The 20,956-nt window shown below is 62.2% G+C and carries 18 protein-coding genes; 11 read left to right on the top strand and 7 right to left on the bottom strand.

Features of this window, described 5'->3' with window-relative positions; translation table 11 throughout:
- Positions 1-8: 8 nt before the first annotated feature.
- From CAF77_RS11590 to CAF77_RS11570, 5 genes are all read right to left on the bottom strand, one after another.
- Complete coding sequence (locus CAF77_RS11590; protein ID WP_064382664.1) at positions 9-782, bottom strand: hypothetical protein; 774 nt, start codon at positions 780-782, stop codon at positions 9-11.
- A complete protein-coding gene (locus CAF77_RS11585) occupies positions 779-1,627 on the bottom strand; it encodes a DUF4123 domain-containing protein (RefSeq protein ID WP_064382665.1) in 849 nt (282 codons plus the stop codon). Before CAF77_RS11585 ends, CAF77_RS11590 begins: the two co-directional genes overlap by 4 nt.
- Positions 1,624-3,693, bottom strand: a complete 2,070-nt coding sequence (locus tag CAF77_RS11580) for a type VI secretion system tip protein VgrG (RefSeq protein ID WP_064382666.1) — start codon at positions 3,691-3,693, stop codon at positions 1,624-1,626. The genes CAF77_RS11585 and CAF77_RS11580 overlap by 4 nt, the downstream gene beginning before the upstream one ends.
- A gap of 161 nt (positions 3,694-3,854) precedes the next feature.
- Positions 3,855-4,166 carry a hypothetical protein gene (locus CAF77_RS11575; RefSeq protein WP_011331869.1) on the bottom strand — a complete coding sequence of 104 codons (312 nt, stop codon included), beginning with the start codon at positions 4,164-4,166 and terminating at the stop codon, positions 3,855-3,857.
- 56 nt (positions 4,167-4,222) lie between these two features.
- Positions 4,223-4,810, bottom strand: coding sequence for a phage tail protein (locus CAF77_RS11570; RefSeq protein ID WP_064382667.1), 588 nt, complete (start codon positions 4,808-4,810; stop codon positions 4,223-4,225).
- Positions 4,811-5,050: 240 nt separating this feature from the next.
- Between CAF77_RS11570 and CAF77_RS11565 the strand changes: the two genes are divergently transcribed.
- The 7 genes from CAF77_RS11565 to CAF77_RS11535 all read left to right on the top strand — a co-directional run bounded on the left by CAF77_RS11565 (position 5,051) and on the right by CAF77_RS11535 (position 17,964).
- Complete coding sequence (locus CAF77_RS11565; protein WP_085654498.1) at positions 5,051-6,646, top strand: glycosyltransferase family 39 protein; 1,596 nt, start codon at positions 5,051-5,053, stop codon at positions 6,644-6,646.
- Positions 6,647-6,783: 137 nt separating this feature from the next.
- Positions 6,784-7,629: a sulfotransferase gene (locus CAF77_RS11560; protein WP_011331872.1), complete on the top strand. Its 846-nt coding sequence runs from the start codon at positions 6,784-6,786 to the stop codon at positions 7,627-7,629.
- Positions 7,630-7,684: 55 nt separating this feature from the next.
- Positions 7,685-14,068, top strand: coding sequence for an Ig-like domain-containing protein (locus CAF77_RS11555; RefSeq protein ID WP_064382669.1), 6,384 nt, complete (start codon positions 7,685-7,687; stop codon positions 14,066-14,068).
- A gap of 48 nt (positions 14,069-14,116) precedes the next feature.
- Positions 14,117-15,631 (top strand): TolC family protein, encoded by a 1,515-nt coding sequence (locus CAF77_RS11550; protein ID WP_064382670.1) that lies wholly within the window; start codon positions 14,117-14,119, stop codon positions 15,629-15,631.
- Positions 15,615-16,220: an adenylyl-sulfate kinase gene (cysC, locus tag CAF77_RS11545; protein ID WP_064382671.1), complete on the top strand. Its 606-nt coding sequence runs from the start codon at positions 15,615-15,617 to the stop codon at positions 16,218-16,220. The genes CAF77_RS11550 and cysC overlap by 17 nt, the downstream gene beginning before the upstream one ends.
- Positions 16,217-17,002, top strand: coding sequence for an aspartyl/asparaginyl beta-hydroxylase domain-containing protein (locus CAF77_RS11540; RefSeq protein ID WP_064382672.1), 786 nt, complete (start codon positions 16,217-16,219; stop codon positions 17,000-17,002). Before cysC ends, CAF77_RS11540 begins: the two co-directional genes overlap by 4 nt.
- Positions 16,990-17,964 (top strand): aspartyl beta-hydroxylase, encoded by a 975-nt coding sequence (locus CAF77_RS11535; RefSeq protein WP_064382673.1) that lies wholly within the window; start codon positions 16,990-16,992, stop codon positions 17,962-17,964. Before CAF77_RS11540 ends, CAF77_RS11535 begins: the two co-directional genes overlap by 13 nt.
- On the opposite strand, the gene CAF77_RS11530 is transcribed toward CAF77_RS11535, so the two are convergent.
- Complete coding sequence (locus CAF77_RS11530) at positions 17,930-18,688, bottom strand: slipin family protein (RefSeq protein ID WP_007957673.1); 759 nt, start codon at positions 18,686-18,688, stop codon at positions 17,930-17,932. The genes CAF77_RS11535 and CAF77_RS11530 overlap by 35 nt on opposite strands.
- A gap of 2 nt (positions 18,689-18,690) precedes the next feature.
- Positions 18,691-19,218, bottom strand: a complete 528-nt coding sequence (locus CAF77_RS11525) for an NfeD family protein (RefSeq protein ID WP_064382674.1) — start codon at positions 19,216-19,218, stop codon at positions 18,691-18,693.
- Between the two features lie 196 nt (positions 19,219-19,414).
- Between CAF77_RS11525 and CAF77_RS11520 the strand changes: the two genes are divergently transcribed.
- The 4 genes from CAF77_RS11520 (at position 19,415) to CAF77_RS11505 (ending at position 20,860) form a co-directional block, all read left to right on the top strand.
- The gene (locus CAF77_RS11520; RefSeq protein ID WP_064382675.1) at positions 19,415-19,876 is read left to right on the top strand and encodes an aminoacyl-tRNA deacylase; all 462 of its coding nucleotides are present in this window, start codon (positions 19,415-19,417) and stop codon (positions 19,874-19,876) included.
- A gap of 129 nt (positions 19,877-20,005) precedes the next feature.
- Positions 20,006-20,248 (top strand): DUF2789 domain-containing protein, encoded by a 243-nt coding sequence (locus CAF77_RS11515; protein ID WP_039773016.1) that lies wholly within the window; start codon positions 20,006-20,008, stop codon positions 20,246-20,248.
- A gap of 95 nt (positions 20,249-20,343) precedes the next feature.
- A complete protein-coding gene (locus tag CAF77_RS11510) occupies positions 20,344-20,589 on the top strand; it encodes a type II toxin-antitoxin system Phd/YefM family antitoxin (protein ID WP_039773014.1) in 246 nt (81 codons plus the stop codon).
- Entirely contained in the window at positions 20,579-20,860 is a 282-nt protein-coding gene (locus tag CAF77_RS11505) for a type II toxin-antitoxin system RelE/ParE family toxin (RefSeq protein WP_064382676.1), read from the top strand. Before CAF77_RS11510 ends, CAF77_RS11505 begins: the two co-directional genes overlap by 11 nt.
- Positions 20,861-20,956 lie beyond the last annotated feature (96 nt).

The following is a 20,956-nucleotide window of genomic DNA, read 5'->3' as shown; positions in this document are numbered from 1 at the left end:
AAATTTCCTTATTCCGTGCAACCCGGATAAATGGTGCAGACTTGGCCATCCGGCATGGTGAAAGTGCTGAAATCGGTGTAGTTACCGCGGCAGAAGGCATCTTGGTCTTCAAACCTTTCGCCCATGCACCGTTTCCAGCCATTTGGAAACTTGACCCATGTGTCTCTGAAGTAGGGCTGTTCTTCCCTCGCCAGCTTGATCTTCATCCTCACCGTTTTGCCCGGCAGTTGATCAGGGCTAAAAGCCCCGAAGGTCTTGCCATAAGCTCGTAATCCCAAGGCATCGACTGTTCTGCAATCCAGGATTTTTCTTAGAATTCGCGGTTTGCCCGAGGTGCGAAACCACCACTCACACTGACCGTGGAAGGTGCTTTCACCGGCCTCGTTGAATACGCCTTTGAACTGCTCCTCCAGATCATCGCGGATGAAAACCATGGCTTCGTCACGGCTGAAGTCACTCCAATCCTTGCCGTACGCCGAATTGATCTCCAGTTCGATTCGCCTCACGACCAACGGACACCCCTTAACAATCTTGCGAATCGTGATCTCGGCATCCGGCTTGTAGTCCGTGCGCCACTTGCTGTTGAACACCGGCGCAAGGTTGTCGCGTCTGTCGAGGGTGCAGGTCTGACCTTTCTCGGGTACGTAATAAACCGCTGCGACGTAGGCAAACCCCGGTGGTAGATCGGCTGTGAATCTGAAGGTGTTGGGTGGTTTGCTTTGGCAGCCCCCCAGTGCCGCGAAGGCGCTGATCAGGACGATGCTCTTGAGCTGAATCTTCATGAAGGCATCTCCCCGCTCCAGCTCTTCGAAAGCAGGTAAACCCGATCAAAGTGTTCATCCGGCGTTTCGTCCGGTCGGGGTTGCCAATGAGGCGCGAGGGTCGGGATGTGCAGGCTCTGGATCAGCAGAAACTCCAGCCGCTCCGGCGCCAGCCAGCCCCAGGCCTGGGCCTGTGTCAGACGCTCACGTAGCCAGATGTGCGGATCCTGCGAGCCCGCCAGCCCGGAGTAGGCCTGTACATGCTCGGCCAGCAGAAAGCGGTGGGCGTTGGCCAGCCGGATTTCCATGGCTTGCTCGTCGGGCATCGGCAGGTGCAGCCAGGGCGGCGAGTCCGGCAGCGGGTAAGTGCCGGGCGCAGGATTGTCAGTGCTCTGCCAGTGCGAACCCTGCCAGTAACACACGCTGATCGCCGGCCCGAGATACGCCGGTAGCGCCTCGGGCGGCAGATGCTCCAGCGCTCGGGCCAGTACCCGGTTGTCGTGAAAGCGGTACAGCGCCTGATGCGGACGGGTGCCGACGAGCAGCCGCTCCTGCCAGTGCCTGACCCATGCGTTCAGTTCGCCCTGGCCCAGGCTGGCGAGCCAGCCCCAATGGCTGTCGGGCCTGTCGAGCAGGGCGTCGAGGCGACGGTCGTCGGGCTGGTCGAAGGTGAACAGGAACGGGCCGGTGTCCGCCAGTTCGGCGACCACGGTTTCACCGTAGACACTGGCGTACTGCTCGTAACGGCTGCTCTTCAGCCAGCGCTGGCGCATGTCGCGTTCGTTCTGCGAGTCGAGCACCAGGCACACGAGACGATCGGCATGGTGCTGTTCAAACAGCCAGCTTTGTACAACCGGGTCGGTCATGCAGCGGCCTCCGCAATGGCGCACTCGCCCGCGCGGCAGGCTTCGCAGATCGGGCAGAAATCCGCGCCCAGGTTTTTACTCGCGGCCATCAATGCCTGTTGTGAGGGCGCCACCAGTGGCGGCAAGGGCGCGGGCGCCGACAAGTCTTCAATGCCTTCGGGCTGCAACAATCGGGCGCGCACGAACGGTATGGGCACGCCGCCGATCAGCAGCTCGCTGCTCCCGAAAAGACCGCCGTGATCCAGCACGAAATGCTCGCCACCGACTTTCAGGCTGATGCTCTTTCCAGCCTCCAGCACCAAATGATCCCCGGCACTGAAACAGAGCTGCCGCCCGACTTCCATCGTCAGTGATTGCCCGATCCGGGTGTGACTGCTGTCGCTGACGTGCAGATGATCGCTGGCCTTGAGATGGGTCTTGCGATGACCGTTGAGGGTGCGGTGTTCTTCTGCGTGCAGCAGGCTGACGCTGTTGCCACGGATGCTTTCCCGACGTTCGTTGCCGACCTCCAGGTGACTGTCGTGCTCGATCTGCTGCTGCAAATCGCGCTGGGCGCGCAGATAGATCAGTTCCTGACCGGTGCGGTCTTCGATCATCAGCTCATTGAAGCCATTGCTGTCGGGCGTGCTGCGGGACCGGAACACGCTGCGGGTCTTGTGCGCCGGCAATTCATAGGGCACCGGGTTGGCGCTGTTGGCCAGGCAACCGCTGATCACCGGATGGTCGGGATCACCGTTGAGAAACGTCACCAGCACCTCCATGCCCACGCGCGGAATGATCACGCTGCCATGGGCGTTGCCGGCCCAGTTCGTGGTGGTCCGCAACCAGCAACTGCTCTTGTCGTTGTGCCGGCCTTCGCGGTCCCAGAAAAACTGCACCTTGACCCGGCCATAGGCGTCGCAATGGATATCTTCGCCTTCCGGGCCGGTAACCACGGCAGTCTGAGTACAGCCGATGGAAGGTTTGTCGTAGCGCAATGACGGGCGATAGATCGCATTCCATGGCGTGACTTCGAAATGGTTCCGATAGCCCTGGACGAAGTCGCTTTGACCCTTCACGGCGATGTCGCTACCGCTTTCTTCAAGTACTTGAGGCTGCTTGCCTTCATGACGGATTCCGGTCAGCAGCCAGAGGTCATTTAACGCGGGGTCGGGGTGCTCTGACAGCGACAGAAAATGCCCCGACACCAGCGCGGGTTCGTCGCTGTCGCCTTCGCCCGTGAGCTCATCGCTGCGATGGCGTTCCAGAGCCCGCCGGGTCAGCAGTTTGCCGTGTTCACGGTTGAGGACCCGGTCCGGATACAGGTAGTCCTCCAGATCAGGCTGGCGGGGTTCGTTCGGTATTCGCGCCTCGGACTCCAGGACGAGGTGCGCCTTTTTGAAATCGTAGGCGCGCCGACGGGTGCGATTGGTGCGGGTATTTCGCTCACACCCGAAACGGTGAATCACCGGCCTGTCGGCCACCATCGCGTTGCGCTTTTTGAATGGTGTCGGCCGGGCCAGTCTGGGAAATACGGTCTGATCATCGCCAAATACCAGCAGGTGCCTGTCGAGGCTGTGGCGAAAGTGATAGTGCAGGCCGTCTTCCTGGCACAGGCGCTGGATGAAATGCAGATCGGACTCGTTGTATTGCACGCAATATTCGCGATCCGGCAGGGCCTGGCCGATCTGAAACAGATAGCCATCTGCGTGGATGCCATGTTCCTGAAGAATTTGCCCGATGATTTGCGCAATGCTCAGGTTCTGAAAAATCCGCTGATTGAAACGATGGCCCAGGTTCGCCAGGCATGGCGCGAGGGTCAGGTGGTATTGGGTCAACCGGTGCCCGATATCGCCCCGGCCAATGTGCTGGATCTGTCCATGAACGCCATGCCCGTTGTCATCGAAGGCCAGAAAAGCCTGCCGGTGCATGAGGTCGGGAAGATCGATGTCCGGTCTCGAGCTGACCAGTTTGACGTTGAAGCAGTATGGCTGGCTGATGGATTCGGTGCCGGTGAAGGACAGCACCTGCAGATCGTGATCGAGGTCGTCGGTATTGAGGCGCAAACGAGCATTGGCATTGAACATCCGTTGTTCCTTGTCCTGTGACAGATTCGGAACAACGCTAACAAGATGGCCAGCGAATTTATGTCGGACGTTTCCCAAGAAAATGGGTTTAAAAACACAGCCTACAAGGACTGCGGCCTAATCCTACTGACATGTCCTACGTGGTTTTACACTTTGTCGAATCAGTTGAAGGAAATGCAGAAATAACCCAACTGCGGATCCCGTCCCAGCGCCGGCACCCGCGACACGAAGATGTCCTCTACCCGACCGAGTTCCGGCAGGTCCAGCGCGCATAAACCGTCGACAAACTCGGTCGGCACCAGGCTGTTGAATTCCAGGCAGAAAGGCATGCGTTCGCTGTAGCGGGTTTTCGCCGCGGGAACCTCATCAAGGTATTCGATCCGAATCGGCAAGGCCGTGCCATCGGGCAGGTAAAGCGTGCGTTGCTGTCCCAGCAACGGCTGGACGTGTTGAATCTGAACCGCTTGCAGCATGGTCTGACTCCAGTGAAAAAAGAACGGCCGGGGGCGGTGAAGCCCCCGGCGTTTGCTCAGTTGCGCGACGGGAACAGGCCGTTCAGGGCAACGCTGAAGTTGAGGACCAGGGCCGGGTTCAGGATCGGCAGTGGCTGGCTGCCGCCGGTGGAGGAAATGTCCCCGGTGACGGTGGTGGTCACACCCTTGAGCGGCACCGGTGTGGCGCCTTGGGCGTCGGAGTAAATGTTCGCCGAACCCGGGCCGCCGCCGGAGGCGCCGATGTACGAGTTGGTGGCGGTCGGCACGGTCGCCGGATTGCTGGCGGGTACGGCCAGGGACAAGGCCGTGTTGGCGGTGAGGCCGGTCATCGCGTGGGTGTGGTTGGGCATGTTGGCGATGGTGGCGGTGACGTTTTCTGTGCCGTACACCTGACCGATGACGCGCGGTGTCAGGCCCAGTCCGGTGCCTTGTGCGACGGGCACGCGACCTTGCAGGTTGGGCAGTTGAAAGTTGGTCGTGCCATTGCCGCCGTAGTAAGTGCCCAGCAAGGCGAACAGCGCCTGGTATTGCGAGATGCCCAGGATTTGCCCGTTGCACAAGGCCCAGCCACTCGGGGCGAAGTTGAAGGCGAACGGTTGAATCGTACCCATAAAGACTTCCATGGTTCCTCATCCTTCTGTTGTGTGGTCGGCGCGCCGCGCGGTCGCCCTTGTTGTCGGGCCGGTCGAAACGTTGTGCTGACTCCTTCCTTTTGCGCGGGCAGGTCACGCCACGCCGTAGCGTAGACCCGGATCGACGGACTTGCCGGACGTCGTCGTGGCCGCGCGTCGACTTCGGTGCTGGCCTACAGTGTTGGCAGTTGATGACGCAATTGTGTTCGCAAAAACGCTGAGGGGAGGTTGATGGAGGTCCTTCGCGAGACACCGCTGGGAGATACTCAGGATCCGTTCGCCGCACCGAATGCCGGTGTCAGGCGCCTGTTGCGCTGGGCGCGCGAGCACTGGTTGATACCGATCCTGCTGCTGGCCGCGGTGGTGCGCTTTTATGATCTGACCGCTGCCGCGATCTGGGGCGATGAAGGTTCGAGCCTGCTGCTGGCGCGCTATTCGCCGGGCGGGATCTGGACGCATGCCGCGTTCGATGTGCATCCGCCGCTGTACTTCATGTTGCTGCACGGCTGGATCGGCGTGTTCGGCGACGGCCTCCTGGCCATTCGCAGTTTCAGTGCGCTGGCCGGTATCGCCACGGTCGGGCTCGGCGTGAGCCTGGTCGATCGGCTGGCCACCCGCCGCGCCGCAATCATCGCCGGGGTGTTGCTGGCGCTGCTGCCGACGGCGGTGCGCTACAGCCAGGAAGTGCGCATGTACGCGTTGCTTGGCTTGCTGCTGATCGGTGCGACGCTGGTGCTGGTCAAGTGGATCCGGCGCCCGCAGCGTCACCGTTATCTGCTGATCTATGCGCTGCTGATGACGGCGGCGTTGTACACCCACTATTTCGCCGTGCTGGCGGCGCTGAGCCATTGGCTGTATCTGGGGTTGATCCGCCTGTTGCCGGGTTATCGCCTGAAGCATCTCCAGCGCAAGGACTGGTGGCTGGCCAATCTCGCCATCGTCGTGCTCTACCTGCCGTGGCTACCGAACCTGATCGACCTGCTGCAACACATGGACGCGCTCAAGGCCGGCGGCGATGTGGGCTGGGAAGATCCGGTGACCCTGTCTTCGCTGCCGTCGATGATCTGGATCTGGTTGATTCAGGACGAGGGCGAACATCTCCCGTTGCTGCTGTTCGGCGGTGTGCCCCTGGCTTTGCTGGTGCTGGCGGCTGTCGCCGTTGCCCGTGATCGCAGCGTGAACCATGGCAGCGTGCTGCTGGCGGTCTACACCGGCGTGCCGTTGTTGCTGGTGTTCGCCGTGTCTTTCATTACGCCGGTGTTCATCGAGCGTTACCTGACTGCCTACGCGCTGGGGTTGCCGATGCTGGCGGCGCTGGCCATCGACCGTCTCTACAGCAGCGTGCGCGTGCTGGCGATGGCGGTGCTGCTGTCGCTGGTCGGGGTCGAGATGATCGGGGTGAACAACAACGCCACGGTCGACCGCAATGACCAGTTCAACGTCGTGGTCGATTACGTCAACCGCCACTTCGCCAGCGGCGACCGGATCGTCACCAGCGACATGCTCTGGTACCTCAGTTACGTCTATTACAACCGCACTGAGGCTCAAGTCCGGCTGTTTACGCCGCCCACTGCCGAAGGGCGCTCGACTCGCCCGAACCACTACGGTTTCGGCACGCTGGTGTCCGATGAGGTTTACCTTGATCGGTTGGGAGACCTGCCGAAGAACAGTGCCCGGGTCTGGTTGATCGGTGATCTGGACGTGGAAGTACCCGATCCATTTCTGCCCTTGCCTGCGACCTGGCAGCTGCGGGATCAGGTGCAGGCGGGCGGGGCGAAAGCGCGTCTTTTTTCGGTGCAGACGCCCGATGGATCAGGAGAGAACTGACTTAAACGCTTCACCATTTTATTCGCGATAAATACGAAGGTTTTAAGTCCGTTTTGCTCTTTTCTGATATCAAAACACTACTAGTCGAATGGGTATTGTTGGATTACGCTCATCAGACAAAAGGACTTACAAATACGGTGAAGGGATTGCAGCAGTTCCACTTTATCTCCGGCTTGCCGCGCTCAGGTTCTACCCTCCTTTCTGCAATCCTCCTGCAGAACCCGCGTTTTCATGCCGGCATGACCAGTCCCGTCGGCGCGCTGTTCTCCGGTGTCCTTGAACAATGCAGTGCCGGCAGCGAATTCGGCGCGGTGATCGATACCGACATGCGCCGCCGCCTGTTGCGCGGTCTGTTCGATTCCTACTACGCCGACAAGGCCGACAAACCGGTGGTGTTTGACACCAACCGCCAGTGGTCTGCGCGACTGCCGGCCATCAACGATTTGTTCCCGCAAGCCAAGGTCATCGCCTGTGTGCGCAACGTCGCCTGGGTGATGGACAGCCTGGAGCGGCTGTACCGCGCCAATCCTTTCGAAAACACCAAGCTGTTCGGCGATGCGGTCGAGCGCAACACGGTCTACAGCCGCTGCGAAACCCTGGCCCAGCGCAATCGCCTGGTGGGTTTTGCCTGGGCGGCGCTCAAGGAAGCCTATTACGGCGAGCACGCCGATTCGCTGCTGATCGTCGATTACGACCTGCTGACCCAAGCCCCGGAGCGGGTGCTGCGGCTGGTCTACGACTTCATCGGCGAACCCTGGTTCGAGCACGATTTCGAGCACCTGGCCTATGACGCGCCAGAGTTCGACCAGGCCCTCGGTGTGGCTGGCCTGCACAAGGTCAAACCCAAGGTCGCCCTGCAGTCGCGGCGCACGATCCTGCCGCCGGACCTGTTCAAGCAATACGCCGATCTGTCCTTCTGGCTCGATGGCTCAGCCAGCGCTGCCAATGTCATTCGTATGAAGTCCGACGCCGCGATCAGTTGATCGCGGCGTTTTTCATTGATGCGTCAACAACTGTGTTCGAGTCCGGGTGAGCAACATGTGGTGGAGCAAGCAGAAGTCGCGGGTTACCGAAGGCCAACGGACGCTGGCGGCGCCCATGATCATGTCGCTCGAACCGCGCATGCTGTTCGACGGCGCCGTTGCGGCCACCGTCGCTGACACCGCCGCCCAGGCTGACAGCCATGCCACCGCCGACGCCGCGAAAGCACCGGCCGCCGACCACCCGAGCGCCAGCAAGGACACCCATGGTCAGGCCGATGCCACGCCCGCCGCCAGCCCGGTAGCCGTGCCGGGGCAGAGCGTGGTGTTCGTCGATTCCCGGGTCAAGGATGCCGACAGCCTGCTCAAGGGCGTGGCCCCCGGCACGCAAGTGGTCAAGCTCGATGCCGGCAAGGACGGTTTGCAGCAGATCGCCGATTACCTCGACCAGCATCAGGGCGTGAGCTCGGTGCAGATCATTGCCCACGGCAATGCCGGCGACCTGTGGCTCGGCAACAGTTACTTGTCGGCCGATAACGTCGCCCAGCGCAGCGCGATCCTGGCGGAAATCGGCAAGGACATGAACGTCGGCGGCGACATCCTGATCTACGGCTGCTACACCGCCGAAGGTGAACGTGGCCTGAGCTTTGTCGATTCGCTGGCGCAGCTGACCGGCCGCGACGTGGCCGCCTCCAGCAACCGCACGGGCTTGGGCGGCGACTGGGATCTGGAGATCGCCACCGGCAACATCGAAAGCGCCAACGTGCTGTCGACCCAGGCGATGAGCGAATACCAGTGGGGCCTGGCCACCTGGACCGCCACCAACAACGCCAACACCGGGGTCGGCTCGCTGCGCGCAGCGCTGGCGTCGGCGCAGAACGGCGACATCGTGACCTTCAGCTCCGGGATGACGGTGCAGCTCACCTCGGAATTGCTGATCAACAAGAACATCACCGTCGATGGTGACCTGAACAACGACGGGGTTGCCGACGTCACGCTCGATGGCCAATACCGGACCCGAGTGGTGGAAATCACCTCCGGCAGCACGGTGACCCTGGATGGTCTGGTCATTACCCGTGGCCTGGTTTCGGGCAACGGCGGTAATGGCGGCTACGGCGCAACCGGTGCCATGGGCGGGGGGATTTTCAACGCCGGTATCCTCACTTTGAACAACGTCTCGGTCACCGGCAACGCGGCGGCCGGTGGCGGCGGTGGCGGGGGTGTCACCGGTGCGTTCTACGGCGGTGCCGGTGGTGGTGGCGGTGGTCTTGGCGGTCAGGGCGGTGGTCATGGCGGTACGGCCGGGCCGGGCACCGGTACGCTGGGCGGCCAGGCCGGCAGCGGTGGTGTCGGCGGCTACGGCGGTGGCTACGACGCGACGCACATGGGCGGGCGCGGCGGCTCGACCACGGGCGGCGCGGGCGGTGTGGGCGTGTCCTATTACAGCAACGGCGGCAATGGCGGCACGGCCAGCAACGGCACGATTTCCATCGGTGGCGGCGGTGGCGGCGCTGGCTGGGACAAGGTCGGCGGCGCCGGCGGCAATGCCGCCGGTGGCATTTACAACGCTTCCACCGGCACGCTGAAAATCGTCGGCACCTCGGTCATCAGCAACAACATCGGCGCGGGCGGCGGTGGCGGTGGCGGCAGTGGCCAGGGCAGCAATAACCTGAACGGCGGCGACGGCGGACGAGGTGTCGGCGCGATCTGGAACCAGGGCGGCACGGTACTGATCACGGCCTCCAACTTCAGCTCCATCACTGGCAACGCGGCGGGCAGCGGCTCCGGTGGCGCAGAACTGGGCGGCGGCGTGACGGGCTCTGTCCCGCTGGCCTTCGCGGCGATCTACAACAACGGCGGCACGCTCAACACCGCCTACGTGGAGCCGCCGACCGCGACTATCGTGATGGCCGACACGGCCCTGAAAATCGGCGAAACCTCGCTGGTGACCATCACCTTCAGCCGCGCGGTGACCGGTTTCACCAACGCCGACCTGACGATTGCCAACGGCACGCTGACATCAGTGAGCAGCAGCGACGGCGGCCTGACCTGGACGGCAACCTTCACGCCGACCAACAATATTACCGACAGCACCAACCTGATTACCCTCGACAACACCGGGGTGACCGCGATCAACGACGGCGTGGCGGGTGTCGGTACGACCAACTCCGTCAACTACGCCATCGACACCGCGCGGCCGACCGTGACCATCGTGATGTCCGATACGGCGTTGAAGATTGGCGATACGTCGCTGGTGACTTTCACCTTCAGTGAAGCGGTGACCGGTTTCACCAACGCCGATCTGTCTATCGCCAACGGCACGTTGAGCGCAGTGAGCAGCAGCGACGGCGGCATCACCTGGACCGGAACGTTCACTCCGACCGCCAGCATCAGCGATACCACCAACCTGATTACCCTGGACAACACCGGTATCGCCGACCTTGCCGGTAACGCCGGCACAGGCACCACCGATTCGGTCAATTATGCGATCGATACCGTGCGGCCGACAGCAACCATTGTGGTGGCCGACACCAATCTGGCGGCCGGTGAAACCTCGCTGGTGACCATCACCTTCAGCGAAGCGGTCAGCGGCTTCACCACCGCCGACCTGACCGTGGCCAACGGCACCCTGAGCGGTTTGAGCAGCAGTGACGGCGGCATCACCTGGACCGCCACGCTGACGCCGACCACCAACATTACCGACACCACCAACCTGGTCACCCTGGATAACACCGGGGTTGTCGATCTGGCCGGCAACGCCGGCAGTGGCACCACCAATTCCAACAATTACGCGATCGACACCGCGCGTCCGACCGCGACCATTGTGGTCGCAGACACCGCGCTGAAAATCGGCGAAACCTCGCTGGTGACCATCACCTTCAGCGAAGCGGTGACCGGTTTCACCAACGCCGACCTGACCATTGCCAACGGCACGCTGACTGCCGTGAGCAGCAGCGACGGCGGCATTACCTGGACGGCGACATTCACGCCGACCGCCAGCATCACCGACGCGACCAACCTGATCACGCTGAACAACACCGGCATCGCTGATCTGAACGGCAACGCCGGCAGCGGCACCACCGACTCCAACAACTACGCCATCGATACCGTGCGCCCGACCGCGACCATCGTGGTGGCCGACAACAACCTGCGGATCGGTGAAACCTCGCTGGTGACCATCACCTTCAGCGAAGCGGTCAGCGGTTTCACCAATGCCGATCTGACGATTGCCAACGGCACCTTGAGCGCAGTCAGCAGCAGCGATGGCGGCATCACCTGGACGGCGACGTTCACCCCGAGCGCCAGCATCACCGATACCACCAACCTGATCACCCTGGACAACACCGGCATCGTCGACCTGGCGGGCAACGCCGGTAGCGGCACCACCGATTCGAACAATTATGCGATCGATACGGTGCGGCCAACCGCGACCATCGTGGTCGCCGACAGCAATCTCACTGCCGGTGAAACCTCGCTGGTGACCATCACCTTCAGCGAAGCGGTCAGCGGTTTCACCAACGCCGACCTGACGATTGCCAACGGTACGCTGACCGCCGTGAGCAGCAGTGACGGCGGCATCACCTGGACGGCGACGTTCACGCCGAACGTGGGCGTCAATGACGCGACCAACCTGATCACCCTGGCCAATACCGGCATCGCCGACCTTTCGGGCAACACCGGCAGCGGCACGACCAACTCCAACAACTACACCATCGACACCGTGGTGCCGACCGCGACCATCATCGTGGCGGACTCCAGCCTGAAAATCGGCGAAACCTCGCTGGTGACCATCACCTTCAGTGAGGCCGTGACCGGTTTCACCAACGCCGACCTGACCATCGCCAACGGCACGCTCAGCGCGGTCAGCAGCAGCGACGGCGGCATTACCTGGACGGCGACCTTCACGCCGACCACCAACATCACCGACGCCACCAACCTGATCACGCTGGACAACACTGGCGTGCAGAACCTGTCGGGCAATGCCGGCAGCGGCACCACCGATTCGAACAACTATTCAATCGACACGGTGCGTCCGACCGCCACCATCGTGGTCGCCGACACGGCACTCGGCGTCGGCCAGACGAGCCTGGTGACCATCACCTTCAGCGAAGCCGTGACCGGTTTCACCAACGCTGACCTGACGATCGCCAACGGTACGCTGAGCGCGGTCAGCAGCAGCGACGGCGGCATTACCTGGACGGCGACGTTCACGCCGGCGGCGGGCATCACCGATACCACCAACCTGATCACCCTGGATAACACCGGCATCACCGACCTGGCAGGCAACGCCGGCAGCGGCACCACCGATTCCAACAACTATGCGGTCGACAGTCAGCGTCCGACGGCGACCATCGTCATGAGCGACATTGACCTGCGTCCCGGCGAAACCGCGCTGGTGACCATCACCTTCAGCGAGGCGGTGACCGGTTTCGACAACTCCGACCTGAGCGTCGCCAACGGCACGCTGAGCAATGTCTCGTCGAGCGACGGCGGCCTCACCTGGACGGCCACCTTCACGCCGAACATCGGTGTCAGCGACCTGACCAACCTGATTGTCCTGAACAACACCGGTACCACCGACCTGGCCGGCAACACCGGCACTGGCACCACCAACTCGGCCAATTACCAAGTGCAGACCCAGGTGCCGACTGCCACCATCGTGGTAGCCGACCCTGCGCTCAAGGCCGGGGAAACCTCGCTGGTGACCATCACTTTCAGCGAAGCGGTCAGCGGGTTCGACAACAGTGACCTGACCATCGCCAACGGCACGCTGAGCAACGTCAGCAGCAGTGACGGCGGCATCACCTGGACCGCGACGTTCACCCCGACTGCCAATGTCACTGACGCCACCAACCTGATCAGCCTGAACAATGCCGGAGTGACCAACGTCTCAGGCAACAGCGGTATCGGCACCACCGATTCCAACAACTTCGCCATCGACACCGCGCGGCCAACCGCCACCATTGTGGTTGCCGATAACCGCCTCGGTATCGGTGAAACCACCACCGTGACCTTCACCTTCAACGAAGCGGTGATCGGGTTCGATCTGGGGGACATCAGCGTCGCCAACGGTTCGTTGTCAAACCTGAGCAGCAGCGACGGCGGCGTGACCTGGACCGCAACCTTCACGCCGACAGCCAACGTCAACGATCCGACCAACCTGATCCTGATCGACACCGGCGGCGTCCAGGACCTGGCCGGCAACCTCGGGGCGAGCATCGCCATCTCCAACAACTACATTCTCGACGCGACCCGGCCGACGGTGAACATCGTGGTCGCCAATCCGAATCTGGGCATCGGCCAGAGCACCACGGTGACCTTCACCTTCAGCGAGGCGGTGAGCAATTTCGACCTGTCCGACCTTAGCGTGACCAACGGTGACCTCAGCAACCTGACCAGCAGTGACGGCGGCAAGACCTGGACCGCGACTTTCACGCCGACCGCGAATGTCACCGACCCGAGCAACTTCATCGCGCTGGACACCAGCAACGTCACCGACCTTGCGGGCAACGCCGGCAGCACGGTGGCGGTGTCGAACAACTACGCCCTCGACAGCGAACGGCCGACCGCGACGGTGGTGATCGCCAATCCGAACCTGGGCGTCGGTCAGACTTCGCAGGTGACCATCACCTTCAACGAAGCGGTCAGCGGTTTCGACCTGTCGGACCTCAGCGTGGCCAACGGCACTCTGTCCAACCTGAGCAGTAGCGACGGTGGCAAGACCTGGACCGCGACCCTGACGCCGAACGCCAACGTCAACAGCGCCAGCAATGCGATCAGCATCAACACGGCCGGGGTCAGCGACCTGTCGGGCAACAGCGGCAGCAGCGTCAGCAGTTCCGGCAATTACGTGATCAACACGGTGCCTGTGCCTCCTGTGACACCGACTACTCCGTTGATCGTGGTGACACCGGATCCGGAGTTCCGCAGCAGCGATCCGGTCGCGCCGCCACCACTGCCGAACGTTCCGCTGCAGCCGATCGTCTTCACCGCGCCCACCGGCGACCTCGGTTCACCGCTGACTTTCGCGCCGTTGTTCGAGCAACGGGTGATCGGCAACGGCATCCGTCCACTGGGGGATATTTTCATCAATCGCGGTGCGCTGAGCCCGAGCTTCATTGCCCAGGTCTTCAGCAGCGACAACCAGAGTGACGGTTCCGGCCATGGCTTCCTCGGGTTTGGCGGTGGCGATGGCGGGGTGTTTGGCAGCAGCACGCTGTCGAGTCTGTTCAATCAGGACAGCAGCGCCGAGCGTGACTCGCTGAATGCCTTCGGCAGTCAGTCGATCAAGGGCGGCGATATTTCCCAGGGCCTGCGCGGTGTGTTCGGCGCGCCGACCCTTGGCCAGCAACTGCAACAGATCAAGGACAGCGAGCAGCACCGGGTCGACAACCTGGCCGCCGCACTGCAACAGGTCGGCATCAGCGAAATGCCGGCCTGACAACACACAACAACTCACATATGTGCGGGACCTAGGGGCGATCCAGGGATGAAGAAAAGTCAGAAGTTGTTCGGCGCCAGCCTGCTGGCGCTGGCGATCAGCGGATGTGCAGTGACCAGTGAACCGATCGAACGCAGCGTCAGCGAGCAACGGGCCAGAGCTGATCTGCAGAGCATGTACAAGGGCCAGGAACCGCTGAGCGGTCCGCTGACCCTGCACCAGGCGATGGCCCGCGCGGTGAAATACAACCTCGAAGGCCGCTTGAAAATCATGGAGGAAGCGCTGGCCAAGCGGCAGCTCGACCTCGCCAGTTTCGACATGCTGCCGCGCATGGCGCTGGACGCCGGTTACGTCGGACGCAACAACGTCAGCGCCTCCAGCAGCCAGAGTGTGCGTACCGGCACCCAGTCCCTGGAACCGTCGACCTCCCAGGACCGCGACCGCGACGTCGCCGACCTGACCATGGTCTGGAACGTCCTCGATTTCGGCGTCAGCTACATCAGCGCCAAGCAGCAGGGCGACCAGCGTCTGATCGTTCAGGAGCGCCGGCGCAAGGTGATCAACACCATCGTTCAGGACGTGCGCTCGGCCTATTGGCGGGCGATGGCCGCTGAACGCCTGCTCAAGCAGATCGACAGCCTGATGGCGCGAGTCGACACCGCCCGTCGTAACAGCGAAAGCATGAGCGAACAGCGCATCGGTGATCCGGTGCAGTCGCTCGGTTATCAGCGTTCGCTGATCGAAGCGACCCGGCAACTGGAAGAACAACGCCGCGCGCTGTCGCTGGCGAAAACCGAACTGGCGACCCTGATCAACCTGCCGCTGGGCACCAACCTGACCCTGGCCACCGATGACGGTTACCGGATCCCGGAACTCAAGGTCGATCTGAGCAAACTCGAGCAGGAAGCCCTGACCAGCCGTCCGGAACTGCGCGAGCAGGATTACCAGACCCGGATCAGCGCCGCCGAAACCCGCAAGGCCATGCTGCGTCTGCTGCCGGGTCTGGAGTTCTCCGCCGGCGGGCATTACGACAGCAACTCGTTCCTGGTCGAGCAGGGCTGGGCCGACTACGGCGTCAAAGTCACCTGGAACCTGTTCAACGTGATCTCTGCCCCGGCGGCTATCGATGTGGCGAAGGCCGGTGAAGAAGTGGCAACCGCGCGGCGTCAGGCGATGTCGATTGCAGTGCTGGCGCAGCTCTACGTGGCCAACGCCAACTATCAGGAGGCGCTGCGCCAGTTCAAGACCAACCAGCAACTGTCGGACATCGACGGGCAAATCGTCGGTCAGTTGCGCAACCGTCGTCAGGCCGACGGCATTGGTGAGCTGGACCTGATTCAGGGCGAACTCAACACCTTGCAGGCCGATCTGCGTCGCGACCTGTCCTACGCCGATCTGCGCAATGCTTACGGCCAGATCTTCGCCAGCGCCGGCCTCGATCCGCTGCCGGATCAGGTGCAGTCGACCGAAGTGCAGTCGATCGCCACCGCGCTGGCCAACCGCGAAGCCGCGTGGGCGTCAGGGGATATTTCGCTGCCGGTGGCCCATGCCTCCGCGCAGTGACGTATTGGCGCCGACCGCCAGCATCAGCCGTGCCCAACGCGAGGCCCGCAACGGCCATCGCGGCACGGCAATGCTGCTGACCGGCTTGCCGGCGGCGGGCAAATCGACCCTTGCCCAGGCGTTGCATGCCGAGTTGTTCAGTCGTGGTCTGCAAAGTGTGGTGCTCGATGGCGATGGCCTGCGCGTCGGGCTCAACCGTGACTTGGGTTTTACTGATGCCGACCGCCTGGAAAACATCCGCCGCGCCAGTGAGCTGGCGGCGTTGCTGGTGGAGAACGGGCAGATCGTGATTCTGGCGATGATCGCGCCGCTGGCGGATCTACGCGAGGTGTTTGCCCGTCGTTTGGGCGAGGACTATCGCGAGGTCTGGTGCAGTGCCGCGCTGGCGGTGTGCGAGCAGCGCGATCCGAAAGGGCATTACGCCCGGGCCCGGCGTGGCGAACTCGCCGGGTTCACCGGCGTGTCGGCGCCTTACGAGGCGCCGGCCCAGGCTTCGCTGGTGCTCGACACCGGCACGCTGACGGTCGAAGCCTGTCTCGACCGGTTGCTGACCTGGCTCGGCGAATCCGCGGTGTTGCCCAAGGCATGAGCCGGCCGGCGTTCTCGCGATTGCCGCTGACCGCGGATCTGCCATTGCTGTTGCAGGCGCTGGCGGCGATTGACGACGCTGCCTGGCGCGGTCATTTCAACACCGCTTATTTCGCCGGCGACTGGAGCGGCGTGGCGCTGATTTCTGCCGCCGATGCGCTGACCGAACTGTCCCCCGGCAGCGCCGAACCCGTAAAGCGCAATCCTTGGCTGAATGACCGTCGCTGGCAGCAGGCCCTGCGGGATCTGCCACTGGACATCGTCAGTGCGCGGCTGTTGCGACTGGGGCCGGGCGGGCAGATTCATGAACATCGCGACTACGACCTTGAGGGCGTGGACGCCGATTTGCGCCTGCACATTCCGCTGCTCAGTCCGCCTGCCGTGGACTTCTGGCTCGACGGCCAGCGGATGCCGATGAGGGCCGGGGAATGCTGGTTTCTTGATCTTGCCCGGCCGCATCGGGTCGACAATCGCGACCGCACGGCACGGATTCATCTGGTGCTCGATTGCCGCCCCTCGCCCTGGCTGGAGCAGATGATTGCCAACGGTTTGCCGAGCACTCCGCTGCCTGATGCCACGGAAACAGCGCTTCAGCGCTTTCAACGATTGCTTGTCACAGAACCGCTGTTGTCCGCCGCGTTGCAGGCATTGCAGGACCGCGAAGCATTCACCGACCAGACACTGACGCTGGCTGCTGAACGCGGTCTGCATTTTTCCCGGGAAGAACTGCTGGCGGCGATGCGCAACGGTCGTCGGTCATGGAACGAACAATGGCGCCTGTGAATTTCGACGGCTGGTTGCCGATCCGCGTCTGGAAAACCGCCGGGCAATGGCAGGTCGACTGGTGCTGGTTTGGCGACACGCCGCTGCATCAGCCGTTTTTTCGTGAGGCTGTCGAAGACGCGTTGCACCTGCCGTTCAATCAGGCGTTTCGCCGGCAAACACCTTTGTCGGCGCTCATGGATTGGCAAACGCTCAGTCCGGGGCTGCTGCCGAGCGCGTTCATCCTGCACGCCTCGCGGTGTGGCTCGACGCTGATCAGTCAGATGCTCGCCCGGTTCGATGATCACATCGTGGTCTCGGAGCCGCCGCCCCTTGATGCCTTGTTGCGCAGCGATCTGCCGGACGAAGAGCGCCGCGCGGCCATCGTCGGACTGCTCTCGGCGTACGGTCAGCGTCGGCGCGGCACGGAGCAGCGACTGGTGATCAAACTCGACGCCTGGAACATCGGCGAATGGCCGCTGCTGCGCGAGTGTTTTGCCGATACGCCGTGGCTGTTTGTCTATCGCGATCCACTGGAAATCGCCGTCTCGCACCTGCGTCGCCCCGGCCTGCACATGGTGCCGGGGGCGCTCGGCGATTGTGTGCTGGACGACGATTTGCCGTTCGAGGGCCGCGAGGATTTCATCGCCCGGCGCCTGGGGCGTCTGCTGGAGGCCGGGTGCGTGCATTGTCGTGAGTCTGCCGGGCTGGCGGTCAATTACAGCGAATTGCCCGACGCGATGAGCGGGCGGCTGGCGCGGTTTTTCGGGCTCAGCGCCACGCAGTGTGAACAGGCGCTGACAGCGACGGCGCAGCACGCGAAGCAGCCGTCACAACCCTTTGTCGTCGATGGCGAACACAAACGCCGTGAGGCATCGGCGCTGTTGCAGGCACGGATCGAAGATTGCGCCCGTGCGCCCTATGCCGCGCTGGAACGCTTGCGCGCGCTTACGATTTCGCCGACAGATCCGCCATCCCCTTGAGCAGTTCGATCGGCAACGGAAAGACGATGGTCGAGCTCTTGTCGCCGGCGATCGAACTCAAGGTCTGCATGTAGCGCAGCTGCATGGCGCCGGGCTGGCGACCGAGCATTTCGGCGGCCTGCATGAGTTTTTCCGAGGCCTGCAATTCGCCTTCGGCGTGGATCACTTTGGCTCGCCGCTCCCGCTCGGCTTCGGCCTGCTTGGCGATGGCGCGCACCATCGATTCGTTGAGATCGACGTGCTTGATTTCGACGTTGGCGACCTTGATTCCCCAGGCGTCGGTCTGGGCGTCGAGCACTTGCTGGATGTCGATGTTCAGGCGTTCGCGTTCGGCCAGCAGTTCGTCCAGCTCATGTTTGCCGAGCACCGCGCGCAGGGTGGTCTGGGCCAGTTGGCTGGTGGCCATGAGGAAGTCCTCGACCTGGATGATCGCTTTCTGCGGGTCGAGCACGCGAAAGTACAGCACCGCGTTGACCTTGACCGAAACGTTGTCGCGGGTGATCACATCCTGCGGCGGCACGTCGAGGACGATGGTGCGCAGATCGACCCGGACCATTTGCTGCACCACCGGGATCAGCAGGATCAGCCCCGGCCCCTTGACCTGCCAGAAGCGTCCGAGCTGGAACACCACCCCGCGTTCGTATTCGCGCAGGATGCGGAACGTCGAGCCGGCCAGGGCGATCAGCAACAGAAGCAGCGCGACAAAACCGATTTGCAGACCCATGATCACTCTCCGAGCGGTGCCGCGTCAGTCGCGGCCACTTGCAGCAACAGACCCTTGCGCCCGACCACCCGCACCTGTTGCCCGGTGTGCAGCGGCGTGGCGCTCAGCACCTGCCAGCGTTCTCCCTGCAACTGCACCCAGCCGTTGCGGCTGTCTTCCGGTTGCACCACGGTCACCGCCGTGACACTGCCGAGCAGGCCGGCATCGCCGCTGACCGGGTGGCGCGGTCGGGTTTTCAGGGCGCGGATCAACAGTGCGATCAGCAACAGTGCACTGACCAGCCCGAGGCCGATCATCATCGGTACCGGCAGTTCGGCGTTGCTCAGGATCAGCGCGCCAATCACGAACATGACGATGCCGCCGAGGCCGATTACCCCGTAGTTGGGCAGCGCGGCTTCGGCGATCAGAAACGTGATGCCCAAGGTGATCAGCCACAGACCGACCGGGCTGGCGGCGGTAAACGGGTTGTCCGCCGCAATCACCGATCCACTCAGCAGCAACAGGGCAAGCGCACAGCAACGAATGTTCACGTGACCCTCCGCGAGAGTCAGGACTTGTTCTTACAGTCTAGTTGAGGCTGTGGCTGGATGAATTTTGATCAATTCTCCCGCCCGGCCAGTGGGCGGATTTCCCGGTGCTCGTGGCTTGCCGGACTAGACTTTCAAGGACAGCCACAGCGTTTCATTACCGTCCGCCGCGCAGCGTCGGCGGGCACCGAGGTGCATCATGCGTATGGCCAAGAAAGTGCAGAGCAGCCTCAACCGGGCGCAATGCGAATATGACATCGTCACCCACCCGCACTCGTCCAGCAGCCTGGAAACGGCGCGGGTCTCCGGGATTGCCGCAGAGCGGGTGGCCAAATCGGTGATCCTGGACGACCGTCACGGGCACTACCTGATGGCGGTGCTGCCCGCCAGCCGCCACCTGGACTTGAGCAAGGTGCGCAGCAGCGGCGAATGGCAGATCACCCCCGAAAGCAATCTGGCGCACATTTTCGACGACTGCGAACGCGGTGCCGTACCGCCACTGGGCGATTCCTACGGCCTGGACATGGTCATCGACCCGCTGCTGACCCGGCAGAAAGACATCTACCTGGAAGCCGGCAACCACAACAACCTGCTGCACATGAGCATGCCCGAGTTCCTGAAAATGGTGCCGCATGCGCAGGTGCGGGAGTTGAGTCAGTAGGTTTTTTAGCGTCTGTGCCGACGCCAATCGCGAGCAAGCTCGCTCCCACAGGTTCTGCGCTAGACCTGGGGGAGCGGGCCTGCTCGCGAAAAATCTTTCACACCCTATAAATCTCGCAGGAGTTCCGACATGGAAAACCCGACGCACAGCCTCCCATCCTTGTTCAAGCAACTCGGCCTGGACAACGACCCGGTCAGCATCGACCAGTTCATCGCCACCCATTCCCCGCTCAAACCGGAACTGCACCTGTGCGACGCGTTTTTCTGGAGCAAGAGCCAGGCGGATTTCCTGCGGGACGAAATTCTCGATGATGCGGATTGGGCGGAGGTGGTGGATCAGTTGGATGTGATGTTGAGGAAGGGGCGGGGGTGATTATCAGCTTGCCGTTCGTAAGCTGAATCGACTCATCCGGTTGCCAGTAATGCTTCCTTAGACCAGAATTACGACCTCAATTGAGGTCTTTTATTATGCAAAGTGTTCTGGCCGATATGGCTGTCAGTGTTTCTGAACTGAAGAAAAACCCCTCCGCAGTGCTAAACGGCGCGCACGGAGGAGCAGTTGCTGTCCTGAATCACAACCGGGTCATGGGCTACATGGTGCCGGCTGACGTTTACGAAGCCATGATGGAGCGGCTCGATGATCTCGAGTTGGCAGAAATCGTTCGTTCTCGCAGTCACGAGACTCCCATACCGGTAAGCCTGGATGACCTATAAGCTCGAATTTCTGCCTTCCGCTCACAAAGAGTGGAACAAACTGGGTCATACGCTGCGTGATCAATTTAAAAAGAAGCTGGCTGAGCGTCTTGAGCGTCCGCGTATTCCGGCTGACTCGCTCCACGGCATGCCTGATTGCTACAAGATCAAACTCAAAGCGTCCGGTTATCGACTGGTTTACCAAGTGATCGAAGAGCGGGTGGTTGTCTCGGTAGTCGCCGTGGGTAAGCGCGAGCGAAGCGACGTCTACGAAAAAGCGAAAAGACGCTGAGTTGAAGCACGCAACCCAATTTGTTTCAAAACTTGACTGAATTTCCCCACCAATGCGATATTGATAGTTAGCAAACTAACAGTGTGTGCATTCCCT

Origin of the sequence: Pseudomonas sp. R15(2017), from assembly GCF_002112685.1 — a bacterium.
GTDB lineage: Bacteria > Pseudomonadota > Gammaproteobacteria > Pseudomonadales > Pseudomonadaceae > Aquipseudomonas > Aquipseudomonas glycinae.
This window is presented reverse-complemented; position numbering and strand designations above follow the sequence as displayed.